This window comes from Streptomyces mayonensis, from assembly GCF_018982965.1.
GTDB classification, from domain to species: domain Bacteria; phylum Actinomycetota; class Actinomycetes; order Streptomycetales; family Streptomycetaceae; genus Streptomyces; species Streptomyces mayonensis.
Map to the genome: position 1 here is coordinate 23398 of NZ_JACBYP010000037.1, position 14716 is coordinate 38113.

13 protein-coding genes, 1 pseudogene and 1 riboswitch are annotated in these 14716 nt (G+C 71.7%); of the genes and pseudogenes, 6 read left to right on the forward strand and 8 right to left on the reverse strand.

Annotated features, from left to right (window positions below):
* Window positions 1-107 precede the first annotated feature (107 nt).
* From HZS56_RS16520 to HZS56_RS16545, 6 genes are all read left to right on the forward strand, one after another.
* Complete coding sequence (locus tag HZS56_RS16520) at window positions 108-608, forward strand: Lrp/AsnC family transcriptional regulator (protein WP_216721455.1); 501 nt, start codon at window positions 108-110, stop codon at window positions 606-608.
* Complete coding sequence (locus HZS56_RS16525) at window positions 593-1984, forward strand: aspartate aminotransferase family protein (protein WP_216721456.1); 1392 nt, start codon at window positions 593-595, stop codon at window positions 1982-1984. The genes HZS56_RS16520 and HZS56_RS16525 overlap by 16 nt, the downstream gene beginning before the upstream one ends.
* Before the next feature lie 193 nt (window positions 1985-2177).
* Window positions 2178-2954, forward strand: a complete 777-nt coding sequence (locus HZS56_RS16530; RefSeq protein ID WP_216721457.1) for an ABC transporter ATP-binding protein — start codon at window positions 2178-2180, stop codon at window positions 2952-2954.
* Window positions 2936-4441 carry a hypothetical protein gene (locus tag HZS56_RS16535; protein WP_216721458.1) on the forward strand — a complete coding sequence of 502 codons (1506 nt, stop codon included), beginning with the start codon at window positions 2936-2938 and terminating at the stop codon, window positions 4439-4441. The genes HZS56_RS16530 and HZS56_RS16535 overlap by 19 nt, the downstream gene beginning before the upstream one ends.
* Before the next feature lie 116 nt (window positions 4442-4557).
* A complete protein-coding gene (locus HZS56_RS16540) occupies window positions 4558-4965 on the forward strand; it encodes a VOC family protein (protein ID WP_216721459.1) in 408 nt (135 codons plus the stop codon).
* Window positions 4966-5249: 284 nt separating this feature from the next.
* The gene (locus tag HZS56_RS16545; RefSeq protein ID WP_216721460.1) at window positions 5250-5975 is read left to right on the forward strand and encodes an LAETG motif-containing sortase-dependent surface protein; all 726 of its coding nucleotides are present in this window, start codon (window positions 5250-5252) and stop codon (window positions 5973-5975) included.
* An 88-nt stretch (window positions 5976-6063) separates the two neighbouring features.
* On the opposite strand, the pseudogene HZS56_RS16550 reads toward HZS56_RS16545, so the two are convergent.
* From HZS56_RS16550 to pyrH, 8 genes and pseudogenes are all read right to left on the reverse strand, one after another.
* A pseudogene (locus tag HZS56_RS16550) lies at window positions 6064-6557 on the reverse strand (maleylpyruvate isomerase N-terminal domain-containing protein).
* A 59-nt stretch (window positions 6558-6616) separates the two neighbouring features.
* Complete coding sequence (locus HZS56_RS16555; protein WP_216721461.1) at window positions 6617-7645, reverse strand: ABC transporter ATP-binding protein; 1029 nt, start codon at window positions 7643-7645, stop codon at window positions 6617-6619.
* Between the two features lie 2 nt (window positions 7646-7647).
* Window positions 7648-9249, reverse strand: coding sequence for an ABC transporter permease (locus HZS56_RS16560; protein WP_216721462.1), 1602 nt, complete (start codon window positions 9247-9249; stop codon window positions 7648-7650).
* Between the two features lie 68 nt (window positions 9250-9317).
* Window positions 9318-10364 carry a thiamine ABC transporter substrate-binding protein gene (locus HZS56_RS16565; RefSeq protein ID WP_216721487.1) on the reverse strand — a complete coding sequence of 349 codons (1047 nt, stop codon included), beginning with the start codon at window positions 10362-10364 and terminating at the stop codon, window positions 9318-9320.
* A gap of 159 nt (window positions 10365-10523) precedes the next feature.
* Window positions 10524-10629, reverse strand: a riboswitch (TPP riboswitch).
* A 49-nt stretch (window positions 10630-10678) separates the two neighbouring features.
* Complete coding sequence (gene rlmN, locus HZS56_RS16570; protein WP_216721463.1) at window positions 10679-11791, reverse strand: dual-specificity RNA methyltransferase RlmN; 1113 nt, start codon at window positions 11789-11791, stop codon at window positions 10679-10681.
* 172 nt (window positions 11792-11963) lie between these two features.
* Window positions 11964-13094, reverse strand: coding sequence for a phosphatidate cytidylyltransferase (locus HZS56_RS16575; RefSeq protein WP_216721464.1), 1131 nt, complete (start codon window positions 13092-13094; stop codon window positions 11964-11966).
* Window positions 13094-13651 (reverse strand): ribosome recycling factor, encoded by a 558-nt coding sequence (gene frr / locus HZS56_RS16580; RefSeq protein WP_043383156.1) that lies wholly within the window; start codon window positions 13649-13651, stop codon window positions 13094-13096. Before frr ends, HZS56_RS16575 begins: the two co-directional genes overlap by 1 nt.
* A gap of 178 nt (window positions 13652-13829) precedes the next feature.
* Window positions 13830-14588, reverse strand: a complete 759-nt coding sequence (gene pyrH, locus HZS56_RS16585; protein WP_216721465.1) for a UMP kinase — start codon at window positions 14586-14588, stop codon at window positions 13830-13832.
* Window positions 14589-14716 lie beyond the last annotated feature (128 nt).

Here is a 14716-nt window from a genome sequence, read left to right on the forward strand (position 1 = left end):
CCCCACTCCCCCCGGGGTTGCGATATCCGTAGATTAGAGCGATTGAAACAACGGATTTCATCGGTCCGACCTTGCGAAACAATCGATACGTCGGGCACAGTGAAGCCGTGGCCAGTCGAAGCGCAGACCAGAAGGACTCCCGCGAGTCCCGCAACGGCACTCCCCAGTTGGACGCCGTCTCCCTCGCCATCATCGAGCAGCTCCAGGAGGACGGCCGCCGGCCCTACGCCGCCATCGGCAAGGCCGTGGGCCTGTCGGAGGCGGCCGTGCGCCAGCGCGTCCAGAAGCTGCTCGACCAGGGCGTGATGCAGATCGTCGCCGTCACGGACCCGCTCACGGTCGGGTTCCGGCGCCAGGCGATGGTCGGCGTCAACGTCGAGGGGGACGTGGAGTCGGTGGCCGAGGCGCTCACGGCCATGTCGGAGTGCGAGTACGTGGTGATGACCGCGGGCTCCTTCGACCTGATGGTGGAGGTGGTCTGCGAGGACGACGACCACCTCCTGGAGGTCATCAACCGGCGCATCAGGGCCGTGCCGGGCGTGCGCTCCACCGAGAGTTTCGTCTACCTCAAGCTCAAGAAGCAGACCTACATGTGGGGAACCCGATAATCGTGAGCACCGACCGTCCCAAGGACCTCAGCCGGACCGCCTACGACCACCTGTGGATGCACTTCACCCGCATGTCGTCGTACGAGAACGCCCCCGTCCCCACCATCGTCCGCGGCGAGGGCACCCACATCTACGACGACCGGGGCAAGCGGTACCTCGACGGCCTCGCGGGCCTGTTCGTGGTGCAGGCCGGGCACGGCCGCCAGGAGCTGGCGGAGACCGCCGCGAAGCAGGCGCAGGAGCTGGCCTTCTTCCCCGTGTGGTCCTACGCCCACCCCAAGGCCGTCGAGCTGGCCGAACGACTGGCGCACGAGGCTCCGGGCGACCTCAACAAGGTCTTCTTCACCACCGGCGGCGGCGAGGCGGTCGAGACGGCCTGGAAGCTCGCCAAGCAGTACTTCAAGCTGACCGGCAGGCCGACCAAGTACAAGGTGATCTCCCGCGCGGTGGCCTACCACGGCACTCCGCAGGGCGCCCTGTCCATCACGGGCCTGCCGGGCCTCAAGGCTCCCTTCGAGCCGCTGGTCCCCGGCGCGCACAAGGTGCCCAACACCAACATCTACCGGGCCCCGCTCTTCGGCGACGACCCCGAGGCCTTCGGCCGCTGGGCCGCCGACCAGATCGAGCAGCAGATCCTCTTCGAGGGCCCCGACACGGTCGCGGCGGTCTTCCTGGAGCCGGTGCAGAACGCCGGCGGCTGCTTCCCGCCCCCGCCCGGCTACTTCCAGCGGGTGCGCGAGATATGCGACCGGTACGACGTGCTGCTCGTCTCGGACGAGGTCATCTGCGCCTTCGGCCGGCTCGGCACGACCTTCGCCTGCGACAAGTTCGGCTATGTCCCGGACATGATCACCTGCGCCAAGGGCATGACCTCGGGCTACTCCCCCATCGGCGCCTGCGTCGTCTCCGACCGGCTGGCCGAGCCGTTCTACCGGGGCGACAACACCTTCCTGCACGGCTACACCTTCGGCGGTCACCCGGTCTCCGCCGCGGTGGGCCTCGCCAACCTCGACCTCTTCGAGCGCGAGGGCCTCAACCAGCACGTCCTCGACAACGAAAGCGCCTTCCGCGCGACGCTGGAGAAACTGCACGACCTGCCGATCGTCGGCGACGTCCGCGGCAACGGCTTCTTCTACGGCATCGAGCTGGTCAAGGACAAGACCACCAAGGAGACCTTCGACGAGGAGGAGACCGAGCGCGTCCTGTACGGCTTCCTGTCGAAGAAGCTCTTCGAGAACGGGCTGTACTGCCGTGCCGACGACCGCGGCGACCCGGTCGTCCAGCTCGCCCCGCCGCTGATCTCGAACCAGGAGACCTTCGACGAGATCGAGCAGATCCTGCGCGCCACGCTGACGGAGGCGTGGTCAAAGCTCTGATCGTCCGCTGAGACGATCATCACCGGCCCCGGCGCCGCCCGTTCGAGTGAGACACGGCGGTCCGGGGCCTCGTACTGTCCGGCCCCCGCGCGGGGACTGCCTAGCGTGCCCAGTGACCGATCGCCCCCGCCCTCGTTCCCCCGGAAGGGGGACACGAACGGGGAAACACGGATCAGAACCGAGGTGTACGCCCATGGAGGCCCCGCCGGACAACGACGTGCTCTGGGCCCGCGCCCTGCACTTCCAGCACCACGACGGCTCCCCCGCGCTCCAGGGCGTGTCGCTCGGTGTCCGTGAGGGCGAGATCCTCGCCGTGAGCGGCCCGCGCGGCAGCGGCAAGACCACACTGCTGCGCTGTCTGTCCGGGCTGGCCCGGCCGCAGGGCGGCGAGGTGTGGTTCAACAGCGTGCCGGTGCACACCATGGGTCCGCTCAGCCGCGAACGGCTGCGCCGCGACCGCTTCGGCTGGATCGACCCCACTCCGGTCCTGGTGCCCGAGCTGAACGCCTGGGAGAACGCGGCCCTCCCCCTCATGCTGCGCGGGACGTCCCGGCGGCGGGCCAAGTCCGCCGCCCTGGAGTGGCTGGACCGCCTGGACGTCGGCGGCGGGGCGCGCAGCCGCCCGCACGAGCTCCGGCAGTCCGAGCGGCAGCGGGTGTGCATCGCGCGGGCCCTCGCGGTCGCCCCGGCGGTCCTCTTCGCCGACGAGCCGACCGCTCCCCTGCACCGCGCCGACCGCGCCCAGGTGCTGCGCACGCTGACCACCGCGGCCCGCTCGCACGGCATCACCCTCCTGCTCGCCACGCACGACGCGCAGACCGCCGCCCTGGCGGACCGCGCGGTGGCGCTCCTCGACGGGCGCCGCGTGCGGACCGTGCATCTGCCCCCGCTGGCCGAGACCACGGTGGCCACCGGTGCCACCGGGGCTCCCGGAACGGAAGGCCGGGCCGCGTGCTCGCTCTCCGCCTGACCCGCGCCGCCCGCCTCGCCGTCCAACTGCGCCGCCTGCTGGTCGCGGTGGCCTCGGCGGGCACGGGCTTCCTGCTCCTGTGCGCCCTCGGGCACGCGCTGAGCCACCCCGACTCGCCCGGTGCCTCAGCCCTCCGCCTGGCCTGGTGCGCGGCCCCGCTCGCCGCCGCGGTGCACCTGGCCGTCGTCGTGGCCCGCACCGACCCCGGCACCCGGCCCCGCTCGGGACTGTCGGCGATCGGCCTGGGACCGGCACGGCTGATGGCCGTCTCGGCGACGACGACAGCGCTTTCGGGTGCGCTCGGCTCGGTGGCGGCCCTGCTCGTCTTCCTCCACCTGCGGGGCGACCTGACCGGTGGCCTTCCCGACGCCGGCGTCGCCGCCGACGCGCTGGCCGTCGGCCGGTCCCTGCCCGCGCCCGCCGTGCTGACGCTGCTGACCCTCGTACCGGCCGCCGCGTCCGCCGCGGTCGTCTGCGCGCTGCGCCCCCGGGACCCGCGTCGCGCTCCGGCCCCGGCCCCGCGCGGCTACGGTCGCTTCGGTGCGTACGGCTGGGGGAAGGCGCGCGAGACCTTCGGCGCGTACGGCCGCTTCGGCGCCCGGCTGACGAACGGGGAACAGGCCGCCCGGACCGCGGCACCGGACCGGGCCGGGACCGGCGCTCCCCCGGCCGCGGAAGCCGCCCTGCCGACCCGGGCGCCCGACGCCACGGGTCCCGCGACTGCCGCATCCGGCGCCGTCGCCTCCGGTCCCTCGGCCGACCCATCCGGCACCGCCGCCTCCGGTCCCGCGACTGCCGTCTCCGGCACCGCCGCCCCCAGTCCCACGGCTGGCACATCCGGCACCGGGACCGACGCGGACGGGCGCCGGCCGGTGCCGCGGGACTCCGTCTCCGACGCGCCGGCACCCCGTCCGCAGAGCACCGGCGTCCTCCCCTGGGGTGTCACCGCCCTCGCCGTGGGCCTCGCCGTCGAGGCCTACACCGGCGAGGCGGGCACCGCCCCTGCCGCCGGTGTCCTGCTCGGCTGGGCCCTCACCGCCCTGGGTCTCGCCCTGGCCGGTCCCGGCCTCACCCAGCTGTGCGGGCGTCTCCTCCAGGCCGCCCGCCCTGGCGCCCTGCGCCTGCTGGCCGGCCGTGTCCTCATGGAGGAGTCGCAGCGCATCGGCCGCCCGCTCGGCGTGGTCGCCGCCGTGGCGGCCGCCGCCTACGTCGCCACCACGGTGTACGACTCCGACGGCCCGGCCTTCGGCCCGCTGAGCACACTGGGTGCCCTGCTGGTGGCCGGCTGCACGCTGGCCACGCTCCTCACCGCGGCCGTGGAGGCCAAGCACGCCCGCGCCGACGCCACGGACGCCCTGCTGCGGCTGGGGGCGCCCCCGGCCACCCTGCGCGCCGCGGCCGCCGTGCGCGCCGCCGCGCTGCTCGCCCTGTTCGGTCCGCTGACGCTGCTCGTCGCGGTGCTGGCGGCGCTTCCGCTGTCCCGCTGAGCCCTCCCGGAGATTTTCCGAAGAAGTACATGCCGCACCGATGAGTTCCGTCCGTCTGCCACGTCTACCCCTTCGAACGGCAGGACGAGAACAGCGCATCCACGGGAGAGGCACCCATGTACCAGCAGATGATCTTCGTGAACCTGGCCACCAACGACCTCGGCACCGCCAAGAAGTTCTTCGCCGGGCTGGGGTGGGAGATCAACACCCAGTTCAGTGACGACAGCACGGCGTCGTTCCCGGTGAGCGACACCATCATCGTGATGGTGCACACGCCGCAGAAGTACCGTGAGTTCACGAAGAAGGAGATCGCGGACTCGACGAAGTCCAGCGAGGTGCTGATCGCGCTGAGCGCCGAGAGCCGCGAGAAGGTCGACGAGCTGGTGGAGAAGGCCGTCGCGGCCGGTGGCTCGGTCTCCGGCGAGACCCAGGACCACGGCTTCATGTACGGCCGGGCCTTCGACGACCCGGACGGCCACACCTTCGAGGTCGCGTGGATGGACCCGGCGGCGGTCCAGGGCTGATCCGTCCGCACGCGGTGGCCGGACGCGGTGGCGGGATGTGGTGGCGGGATGTGGTGGCGGGATGTGGTGACCGGACAGGGTGGCCGGATGTGGGATGCTTCCGAGACGCTGAAACGTGTCGGCAGTTAATAAGACGGCAAAGTCAACACCCTTGGCTGGCATGTGCGTTGACACTGCTTATGTGCCGCTTATAGACCAGTGAGGCTCATGGTGTGCTGGTGCCCCGTCATGGGATGTCGGCACCCCGTCCACCCCCCGCATCTGCGCTCCCGTAAAGGACAAACGTGGCAGTCCTGTCCATAATCAGCCGTACGGCGTCACGCCGTAGCGTTCGCGCCCTCGGCGTCGTCGCCGCCTCGGCGGCCCTGGCGGTCGGCGCCGCCGGCAACGCCCTCGCCTGTGACATCAGCGAGTTCTCCGCCGCCGCCAAGTGCGACGGCGAGAAGGGCGTCATCACCGTCACCGACGTCGACCCGGCCGGCATCCCGGCCACCGTCAGCGTCTACCTGCAGAACAAGGGTGCGGACGCCGAGAAGATCGGCGAGCAGACGGTCAAGGGCTCGCGCGAGGGCAGCACCATCACCTTCGCCGCGGACTGGAAGCCGAACGCCGAGTACCGCATCCACGTCAAGGCCGACCGGTACGTCGACGAGGACATCAAGCCGAACCTCACGACCCCGTCGACCCCGTGCAAGGGTGAGGACACGCCGGCTCCCGAGCCGTCGGAGAGCTCCTCCACCCCGTCCGACACCCCGTCCGACGAGACGGACTCCCCGGCTCCGGAGCCGTCCACCTCGGCTCCGGCGCCGGCGGAGAGCGAGAGCACCGCTCCGGCGACGGTGCCGGGCGACAACGCGCCGTCCCCGGCGGCGGGTGACTCCAACCTCGCCGAGACCGGTGCGAACTCCAACACCGGCATGATCGCCGGCATCGCGGCGGCCCTGGTCGTCGTCGGTGGCGGTGCGGTCTTCTTCGGCCTGCGCCGTCGCGGAGCGAACAGCAGCCGCTGACGCCCGCACCGGTTCGCCGGTTCTGCTGCACAGCGGTGGCCCGTCCCCGATCGAGGGGGCGGGCCACCGTCGTTTCGGCGCGGGAGCGTCAGCCGAACGTGGCCTTCTCCAGCCAGAGTTCGAGCAGCTTACGGTCGCCGAGCACCTCGAGTCCCGGTGCGTCGGGCGGGAGTCGGCGGTAGAAGGCCGGCAGCATGCCGGTGAGCGGTCCGCGCAGGGCCACAGTTCGTGGGTCATCCGGCGGGCCCAGAAGCCCGCCGTGTGGACCTCGAACCACGACCACGCCGGTCCGTCCGGGCCGGCCTCGCGCAGCGCGCCGGCGACCGTCTCGGCGGACTGTGCCAGCCAGGCGTCCAGTGCCGCGGCGTCCCCCGGCGTCGAGGGTCCGGCCGCTCCGGGTGCGTCGTCCACCGGAAGCTCCGCCTGGGCGCGGGTGCGGACGACGAGCTCCGTCCAGCGCAGGGCGCGGCCCACGTGCCGCGCCAGGTCCTCCAGGGACCATTCGGGGCAGGTGGGCACGGTGGTGGCGAGGTCGGCGCCGGAGGTCACGGCGGCCCGGAGCCGGTCCGTCTGCCTGCCGATCTCGTCGCAGTACCGGTCGTGCGCGAGCTGTGTCGTGCCGTCAGCCTACGAACGGGCCGTCACCCGAGCACCACGATTTCCGCCGCGTCGAACTCCACGCCGACCGCGTCGCCGACCTCGGGCGCCGTCCGCAGCGCGCAGGCCGCCTCCAGGCGGGGCGCGTCCTTCGGCTGGAGGCGGACGGCGACGTGGGTGCCGCGGAAGGTGCGGGCCGTGACCGTGCAGCGCAGACCGGTGTCGGCGGGGGCCAGACGTACGCCTGTCGGCCGCACGAGCACCGTCCGGGTGCCCTGCGGGGCGCCGTCGGGGACGGGCAGCTTGCCCCACGGCGTGTTGGCGGCCTGGCCGGCGACGGTGGCCTCGGCCACGTTGTCGAAGCCGAGGAAGCGGGCCACGAAGGCGTCGGCCGGCCGCTGCCAGACGTCGAGGGGTGTGCCGGACTGGGCGATCCGCCCGTCCCGCATCACCACGACCCGGTCGGCCAGCGCGAACGCCTCACCCTGGTCGTGGGTGACCGCGAGGACGGTGGTGCCCAACCGTCCGAACAGTTCCCGCAGTTCGACCACGAGGCGCTCCCGCAGCGAGCGGTCGAGCTGGCCCAGCGGCTCGTCCAGCATCAGCAGCCGGGGGCTGGGCGCGAGGGCGCGGGCCAGCGCCACCCGCTGCTGCTCACCGCCGGACAGCGCGGCGACCGACCTGCGGGCGGCGTCGGGGAGCCCGACAAGGTCCAGCAACTCGGCTACCCGTTCCCGTTGTTCGTCCCGGGAGGCGCCGTGCATACGGGGGCCGAAAGCGACGTTTCCGGCCACGTCCCGCTGCGGGAACAGCTGGTGGTCCTGGAACATCAGCCCGACCCCGCGCCGGTGGGCGGGCACCCCCGACTGGTCGCGCCCGTCGAGTGTCACCCGACCGGCGTCCAGCGGCTGGAGTCCGGCGACCGCCCGCAGCAGCGTCGACTTGCCGCTGCCGCTGGGCCCGAGGACGCACACCACCTCGTGCTCGGCGACCTCCAGGTCCACGGTGTCGAGCACGGCCCGGCCGCCGAAGCGGACCGTGGCGCCTTCGAGGCCCAGCAGGCTGGGTGGCATGTCTAGAACTCCCCGCTCCGGTCGGTCCGCAGTCGCTCCAGGACCACCAGGGCCACCGCGCACACCAGCATCAGAATCGTCGAAAGGGCCATCGCCTGGCCGTAGTTCATGTCTCCGGGCCGGCCGAGCAGCCGCGCCACGGCGACCGGCAGGGTCGGGTTGTCGGGCCGCGCGATGAACACGGTCGCGCCGAACTCGCCGAGCGACACGGCGAAGGCGAACCCGGCCGCGACCAGCAGCGCCCGGCGCACCATCGGCAGGTCCACCTCGCGCCACGCCCGCCAGGGCGATGCCCCGAGCACCGCGGCCGCCTCCCGCAGCCGCCCGTCCACCGACCGCAGCACCGGCAGCACGGTCCGTACGACGAAGGGGACGCCGACCAGTGCCTGGGCGAGCGGCACCAGGATCCAGGAGGACCTGAGGTCCAGCGGGGGTTCGTCCAGGGCGATCAGGAACCCGAATCCGACCGTCACGGCCGACACCCCGAGCGGCAGCATCAGCAGCGCGTCGAACCCGCGCACGAGGCGGCCCGCGTCGCGCCGGGTGAGCGCGGCGGCGGCCAGCGCGCCGATGACCACGGCGACGGCGGTGGCGGCGACGGCGTACTGGAGGGAGTTGCCGATCGCCTCGACGGGCGGGACGAGGAAGGCGCCGCCGTCCTCGCGGGTCAGCGCACGGTAGTAGCCGAAGCCGGACGCGCCCAGCGACCGCTGGACCAGGACCGCGAGCGGCAGCACCAGCAGGGCGGCGACGACGCCCAGGACCCCGGCGAGCAGCGCCCACTGGCCCCGTCCGCGCGGCCGACGCGCGGTGGTGGCGGCGTCCACCAGGGTGAGCGCCGTCTCGCGCCGCCGCACCGTCCAGGCGTGCACGGCGAGGACGACGGCGACGGCCGCGAACTGGACCAGTGTCAGCACGGCGGCCGTGGACAGGTCGAAGACCTGCGAGGTCTGCCGGTAGATCTCCACCTCCAGCGTGGAGAAGGTGGGTCCGCCGAGGATCTGGACGACGCCGAAGGAGGTGAAGGTGAACAGGAACACCATGAGCGCGGCGGCGGCCACGGCGGGCGCCAGCGCGGGCAGTGTCACCTGCCGCCAGGCCCGCAGCGGCGAGGCGCCGAGCATCCGCGCGGCCTCCTCCTGCCGGGGGTCGAGCTGGGACCACAGGCCGCCGACGGTGCGGACGACGACGGCGTAGTTGAAGAAGACGTGCGCGAGCAGGATCGCCCACACCGTGGTGTCCAGACGCACGCCCCACAGCTCGTCCAGCAGCCCGCCGCGGCCGACCAGCGCCAGGAACGCCGTGCCGACCACCACGGTCGGCAGGACGAAGGGCACGGTCACCACGGCCCGCAAGGCCTGTTTGCCGGGGAAGTCGAGGCGGGCGAAGACGTAGGCGCCGGGCAGGGCGACCAGCAGGGTCAGTGCGGTGGAGGCCAGCGCCTGCCAGGTGGTGAACCACAGGACGTGCCGGACGTCGGACTGCGCGAGCACGTCCGCGATCCGGCCGAACTGCAGGCCGCCTTCGGCGTCGAGGCCGCGTGCGACGATCGCGGCGACGGGATAGGCGAAGAACACTGCGAAGAACGCGACGGGCACGGCCATCAGCCCGAGCCGCGCCGCGCTCCCGCGTCCGGTCCCGGCCCGCGTCCGCGGCTGCTTTCCCCGGTGCCTCACTTCAGGACGAGCGAGGTCCATGCCTTGACCCACTCGTCGCGGTGGTCGGCGATCTTCGCCGGGTCCATGGTCTGGGGGTCCTTCGCCTGCGGCCCGAACTTCCGGAAGACCTCGGGGACCTGGGCCCCTTCGCGCACCGGGTGGACGAACATGTTCAGCGGCATGTCCTCCTGGAAGGCCTTGCCGATCAGGAAGTCGAGGAGCGCCTTGCCGCCCTCGGGGTTCTTCGCGTTGCTGAGCAGGCCCGCGTACTCGACCTGGCGGAAGCAGGTGCCGTCGGCGACGCCCGTGGGGGCGGTGTCCGGCTGCGGGTCGGCGTAGACGACCTCGACGGGCGGGGAGGAGGCGTAGGAGACGACGAGCGGGCGGTCGCCCTTGGCCTTCTTGCCGCCGGCCGAGCCGGAGAACTCCTCGTTGTACGCCTGCTCCCAGCTGTCGACGACCTTGACGCCGTTCGCCTTGAGCTTCTTCCAGTAGCCCTCCCAGCCTCCGTCGCCGTCCCCGTATCTGGCGGCGGTGCCGAGCAGGAACCCGAGGCCGGGCGAGGAGCTGCCGGCGTTCTCGGTGACGAGCAGGTCCTTGTACTCGGGCTCGGTCAGGTCGTCGAGAGACGTCGGCGGGGTCAGTCCGTGCTGCTTGAAGTAGGCCTTGTCGTAGTTGACGCAGATGTCGCCGGAGTCGACCGGCGTGACCCGGTGCTCGTCCTGGTCGGCCCGGTACTCGGGCAGGACCCGGTCGGAGCCCTTGGCCTCGTAGGGCTGGAACAGCCCGTTGTCGAGCGCGCGGGACAGCAGGGTGTTGTCGACGCCGAAGAAGACGTCGCCCTGCGGGTTGTCCTTGGTCAGGATGGCCTTGTTGACGGCCTGCCCGGCGTCGCCGTCCTCCAGGACCTTGAGCTTGTACCCGGACTGCTTCTCGAAGGCGGCGACGACGTCCTTCGACGCGGCCCACGAGTCGTGGCTGACCAGGGTCACGGTCCCGGAGTCCCCGGAGCCGCCGTCGCCGTCGGACGACGATCCGCAGGCGGCGAGCGTGCCGGCCATGCCGAGGCCGACGGCCAGGGCCCCGGCCTTCTTGGCGACGCGTACCGACTTCGCGACGCCGGCTGACTTGGTGATGCTCACTGATTTCCTCCTGGGTGACCAGGAGAAGACGCGGCCCTGTCCGGAGCCCCCGGCGGGGTCCCGGGCAGGGCGCAACAGCTCGAGTGGTGACCGATCTCCCTACCCAGAATGACCTGGGCCAGGTTCGGAGGGTCTGCGGCCGGTGCCGCACTCTCAGCGCTGTGGCGCTCCCCTGTCGGAATATGAAGATGTGACTGTACGGGTAACTTACGGGTGTACTTCTGCCGGTCAGGTTACCGTTCGCTCGCGGCGAGCTGACCACACGCCCCGTCGATCTCCTGTCCGCGGGTGTCCCGGATCGTCACCGGCACACCGTGCGCCGCGATCGCCTCGACGAACGCCTTCTCGTCCTCGGGCCGCGAGGCGGTCCACTTGGAGCCGGGCGTGGGGTTGAGCGGGATCAGGTTGACGTGGACGGGCCTGCCCTTGAGCATCCGCCCGAGACGGTCGCCGCGCCAGGCCTGGTCGTTGATGTCCCGGATCAGGGCGTACTCGATGGACAGCCGGCGTCCGGACCTGGCCGCGTACTCGAACCCGGCGTCGAGGACCTCGCGGACCTTCCAGCGGGTGTTGACGGGGACGAGCGTGTCGCGCAGTTCGTCGTCGGGGGCGTGCAGGGAGATGGCGAGGCGGCACTTGAACCCCTCGTCGGCGAAGCGGTGGATCGCCGGGACGAGGCCGACCGTGGAGACGGTGATGCCGCGCTGGGACAGGCCCAGGCCGTCCGGCTCGGGGTCGGTGAGGCGGCGGATGGAGCCGATGACGCGGTTGTAGTTGGCGAGGGGCTCGCCCATGCCCATGAACACGATGTTGCTGAGCCGCGCGGGGCCTCCGGGGACCTCGCCGTCCCTGAGCGCCCGCATGCCGTCCACGATCTGGTGCACGATCTCGGCGGTCGACAGGTTGCGGTCGAGGCCGGCCTGGCCGGTGGCGCAGAACGGGCAGTTCATGCCGCAGCCGGCCTGGGAGCTGATGCACATGGTCACCCGGTCCGGGTAGCGCATGAGGACGGACTCGACGAGCGTCCCGTCGAACAGCTTCCACAGTGTCTTGCGCGTGGTCCCCTCGTCGGTCGACAGGTGCCGCACGACCGTCATCAGCTCGGGCAGCAGCGCCTCCTGCAGTCCCTGGCGCGAGGCGGCGGGGATGTCGGTCCACTGCTCGGGGGCGTGCGCGTACCGCGCGAAGTAGTGCTGCGAGAGCTGCTTGGCGCGGAACGGCTTCTCACCGATCGCGGCGACCGCCTCCTTGCGCTCGGCTGGCGTGAGGTCGGCGAGGTGCCGCGGCGGCCGCTTCGCTCCGCGGGGTGCGGCAAAGGTCAGCTCACCGGGGGCGGGACGGGCCACGGTCGGACAACTCCTCAGGACGGCAGGCCTGTGGCAACACCCCGCGCCGGCGGGGACGACGGCACAACGATGCCGAAGCCAGGAGACCTCTGGAAGACCCCCGCCTCGGCGGGGACACACGGAAGGGCCCGCAGCCAGACGCCGCGGGCCCTTCCAGGCTACCTGATGACTGTCAACCCGAACCGACGAAGATCACGAACAGCAGCCACACCACGGGTGCGGTGGGCAGCAGGGAGTCCAGCCGGTCCATGATGCCCCCGTGCCCCGGCAGGAGCGTGCCCATGTCCTTGATGCCGAGGTCACGCTTGATCATGGACTCGCCGAGGTCGCCCAGGGTGGCGCTGACGGCGACGGCGAGACCGATGAGCAGGCCCTGCCACCAGGTGCCGTCGTCGATGAGGAACTGCGTGCACAGCGCGCCCGCCGCCATCGCGAACGCCACCGCGCCCAGCAGGCCCTCCCGGGTCTTGCCGGGGCTGATGCGCGGGGCGAGCTTCTTCCTGCCGAAGCGCCAGCCGACGGCGTAGGCGCCGGTGTCGCTGACGACCGTCAGTATCAGGAAGACCAGGACGCGCCAGGCTCCGTCGTCCGCCATCAGCATCATGGCGACGAACGTGGCCAGGAACGGCACGTAGAACGCCGCGAACAGGCCCGCCGTGACGTCCTTGAGGTAGCCCTCCGGCGGCTCGGTCATCCGCCACACGAGGACCGCGAGCGCCGTGAGCGCCATCGCGACCCACGCCCCCTCGGCGCCCCGCGCGTACCCGGCGACCACCATCGCGGCGCCGCCGACGGCCAGCGGCACGAGGGGCGCCCTGATGCCCTTGCGCTCCTCGAGCCGGCTGGTCAGCTCCCACAGGCCCACCACGACGGCGACCGCGATGACGCCGACGAAGACGGCCTTGACGACGAACAGCGACGCGATGATGACCACGCCGAGTCCGACGCCGACCCCTATGGCCGCACCCAGGTCGCGCCCCGCGCTCTTCTTCGGCGGCTGGGACGGCGCCGGCTGAGAGGGGTCGGGCATGGGCTCCGGATTCTGCGGCACGGCCGCGTACGGCTGCGCCGACGGGTTCTGGTCGCGATACGGCAGAGGGCCGCCCGGTCGGGCGGTCCCCCGGTCGTCGTCCTGGTCTCCGCCGTGTTCGGGTACGTCGGGCACGATGGGCATGGGGCGAGTCTGCTGCGCGTGGTGCGCATCGTACGCGGGACCCGCCGGGGCGGCGCCCTGGGCGGGTCCCCGGTCGGACGGCCCCCAGTACCCGGCTTGTGGCGGCGCTCCCCAGGAAGAGTCGTTCATCAGACCTCGAGCAGCTCGGCTTCCTTGTGCTTGAGGAGCTCGTCCACCTGGGCGACGTACTTGGCGGTGGTGTCGTCGAGCTCCTTCTCCGCGCGGCGGCCCTCGTCCTCGCCGACCTCGCCGTCCTTGACCATCTTGTCGATGGCGTCCTTGGCCTTGCGGCGCACGGAGCGGATCGAGACCTTGGCGTCCTCGCCCTTGGCCTTGGCGACCTTGATGTACTCGCGGCGGCGTTCCTCGGTCAGCTCGGGGAACACCACCCGGATGATGTTGCCGTCATTGCTCGGGTTGACGCCGAGGTCCGAGTCGCGGATCGCCTGTTCGATGTTGCGCAGGGCGCTCTTGTCGAAGGGCGTGACCACGGCCATGCGCGGCTCGGGCACGGAGAACGAGGCGAGCTGGTTGATCGGCGTCAGCGCACCGTAGTAGTCGGCCACGATCTTGTTGAACATCGCCGGGTGCGCACGGCCGGTGCGGATCGCGGCGAAGTCCTCCTTGGCAACCACGACGGCCTTCTCCATCTTCTCCTCGGCCTCGAGGAGGGTCTCTTCGATCACCACTTGCTCCTGCGTGTCTTGAGTAGGCCCGGCCGCTCCCCGTGTGGGGTGGGCGGCCGGCTGCGTCGCGTTCTTCCTGCACGGTTCCCGACCGGCGGGACAATGTCCATCCCCCGGCCCGGTCCCGTCCCCGTCCGTCCCCCGGACAGATGGCGTTCGCGGACGGGGTGTTCTCCGGTCAGTCCCGGCTGCCCTGGTCGCCCACGAGCGTGCCGATCTTCTCACCCTTGACGGCGCGGGCGATATTGCCCTCCTTCAGGAGCTCGAAGACCACGATCGGGAGGCTGTTGTCGCGGCAGAGCGTGACAGCCGTGGCGTCGGCGACCTTCAGGTCGCGGGTGATGACCTCCCCGTAGCCGAGCGCGTCGAACTTCACGGCGTCCGGGTTGGTCTTCGGGTCGGAGTCGTAGACCCCGTCCACGCCGTTCTTGCCCATGAGCAGCGCCTCGGCGTCGATCTCCAGGGCGCGCTGCGCGGCGGTGGTGTCGGTGGAGAAGTACGGCATGCCCATGCCGGCGCCGAAGATGACCACGCGGCCCTTCTCCAGGTGGCGCACGGCGCGCAGCGGGATGTACGGCTCGGCGACCTGGCCCATGGTGATGGCGGTCTGCACGCGGCAGTCGACGCCCTCCTTCTCCAGGAAGTCCTGGAGGGCCAGGCAGTTCATCACGGTGCCGAGCATGCCCATGTAGTCGGAGCGGGCCCGGTCCATCCCCCGCACCTGCAGTTCGGCGCCGCGGAAGAAGTTGCCGCCGCCGATGACCACGGCGATCTGTGCGCCGTCGCGTACGACGGCCGCGATCTCGCGGGCCATGGCGTGCACCACGTCGGGGTCGACGCCCAGGCCCCCACCGCCGGAGAAGGCCTCTCCGGACAGCTTCAGCATGAAGCGGCCGCGTACTTTGCCGTCGTCGCTCTTCTCGGCCTTGGTGGTCATGGAGATCTCGCCTCTTTATACGTGGGTCACACACACGAAGAAGGCCACTGCCGGTGGGGGCGTGTTTCGCATCCCATACGCGGCAATGGCCTCCTCGTCAGATCTGCTGTCGTCCGCCGCCGCGCGCG

Coding starts and splice junctions, on each gene's coding strand:
- HZS56_RS16530 (WP_216721457.1), top strand. CDS start 2,178: ATGGAGGCCCCGCCGGACAACGACGTGCTCTGGGCCCGCGCCCTGCAC.
- HZS56_RS16540 (WP_216721459.1), top strand. CDS start 4,558: ATGTACCAGCAGATGATCTTCGTGAACCTGGCCACCAACGACCTCGGC.
- HZS56_RS16555 (WP_216721461.1), bottom strand. CDS start 7,645: ATGCCACCCAGCCTGCTGGGCCTCGAAGGCGCCACGGTCCGCTTCGGC.
- HZS56_RS16560 (WP_216721462.1), bottom strand. CDS start 9,249: ATGGCCGTGCCCGTCGCGTTCTTCGCAGTGTTCTTCGCCTATCCCGTC.
- HZS56_RS16565 (WP_216721487.1), bottom strand. CDS start 10,364: ATGGCCGGCACGCTCGCCGCCTGCGGATCGTCGTCCGACGGCGACGGC.
- HZS56_RS16575 (WP_216721464.1), bottom strand. CDS start 13,094: ATGAACGACTCTTCCTGGGGAGCGCCGCCACAAGCCGGGTACTGGGGG.
- pyrH (WP_216721465.1), bottom strand. CDS start 14,588: ATGACCACCAAGGCCGAGAAGAGCGACGACGGCAAAGTACGCGGCCGC.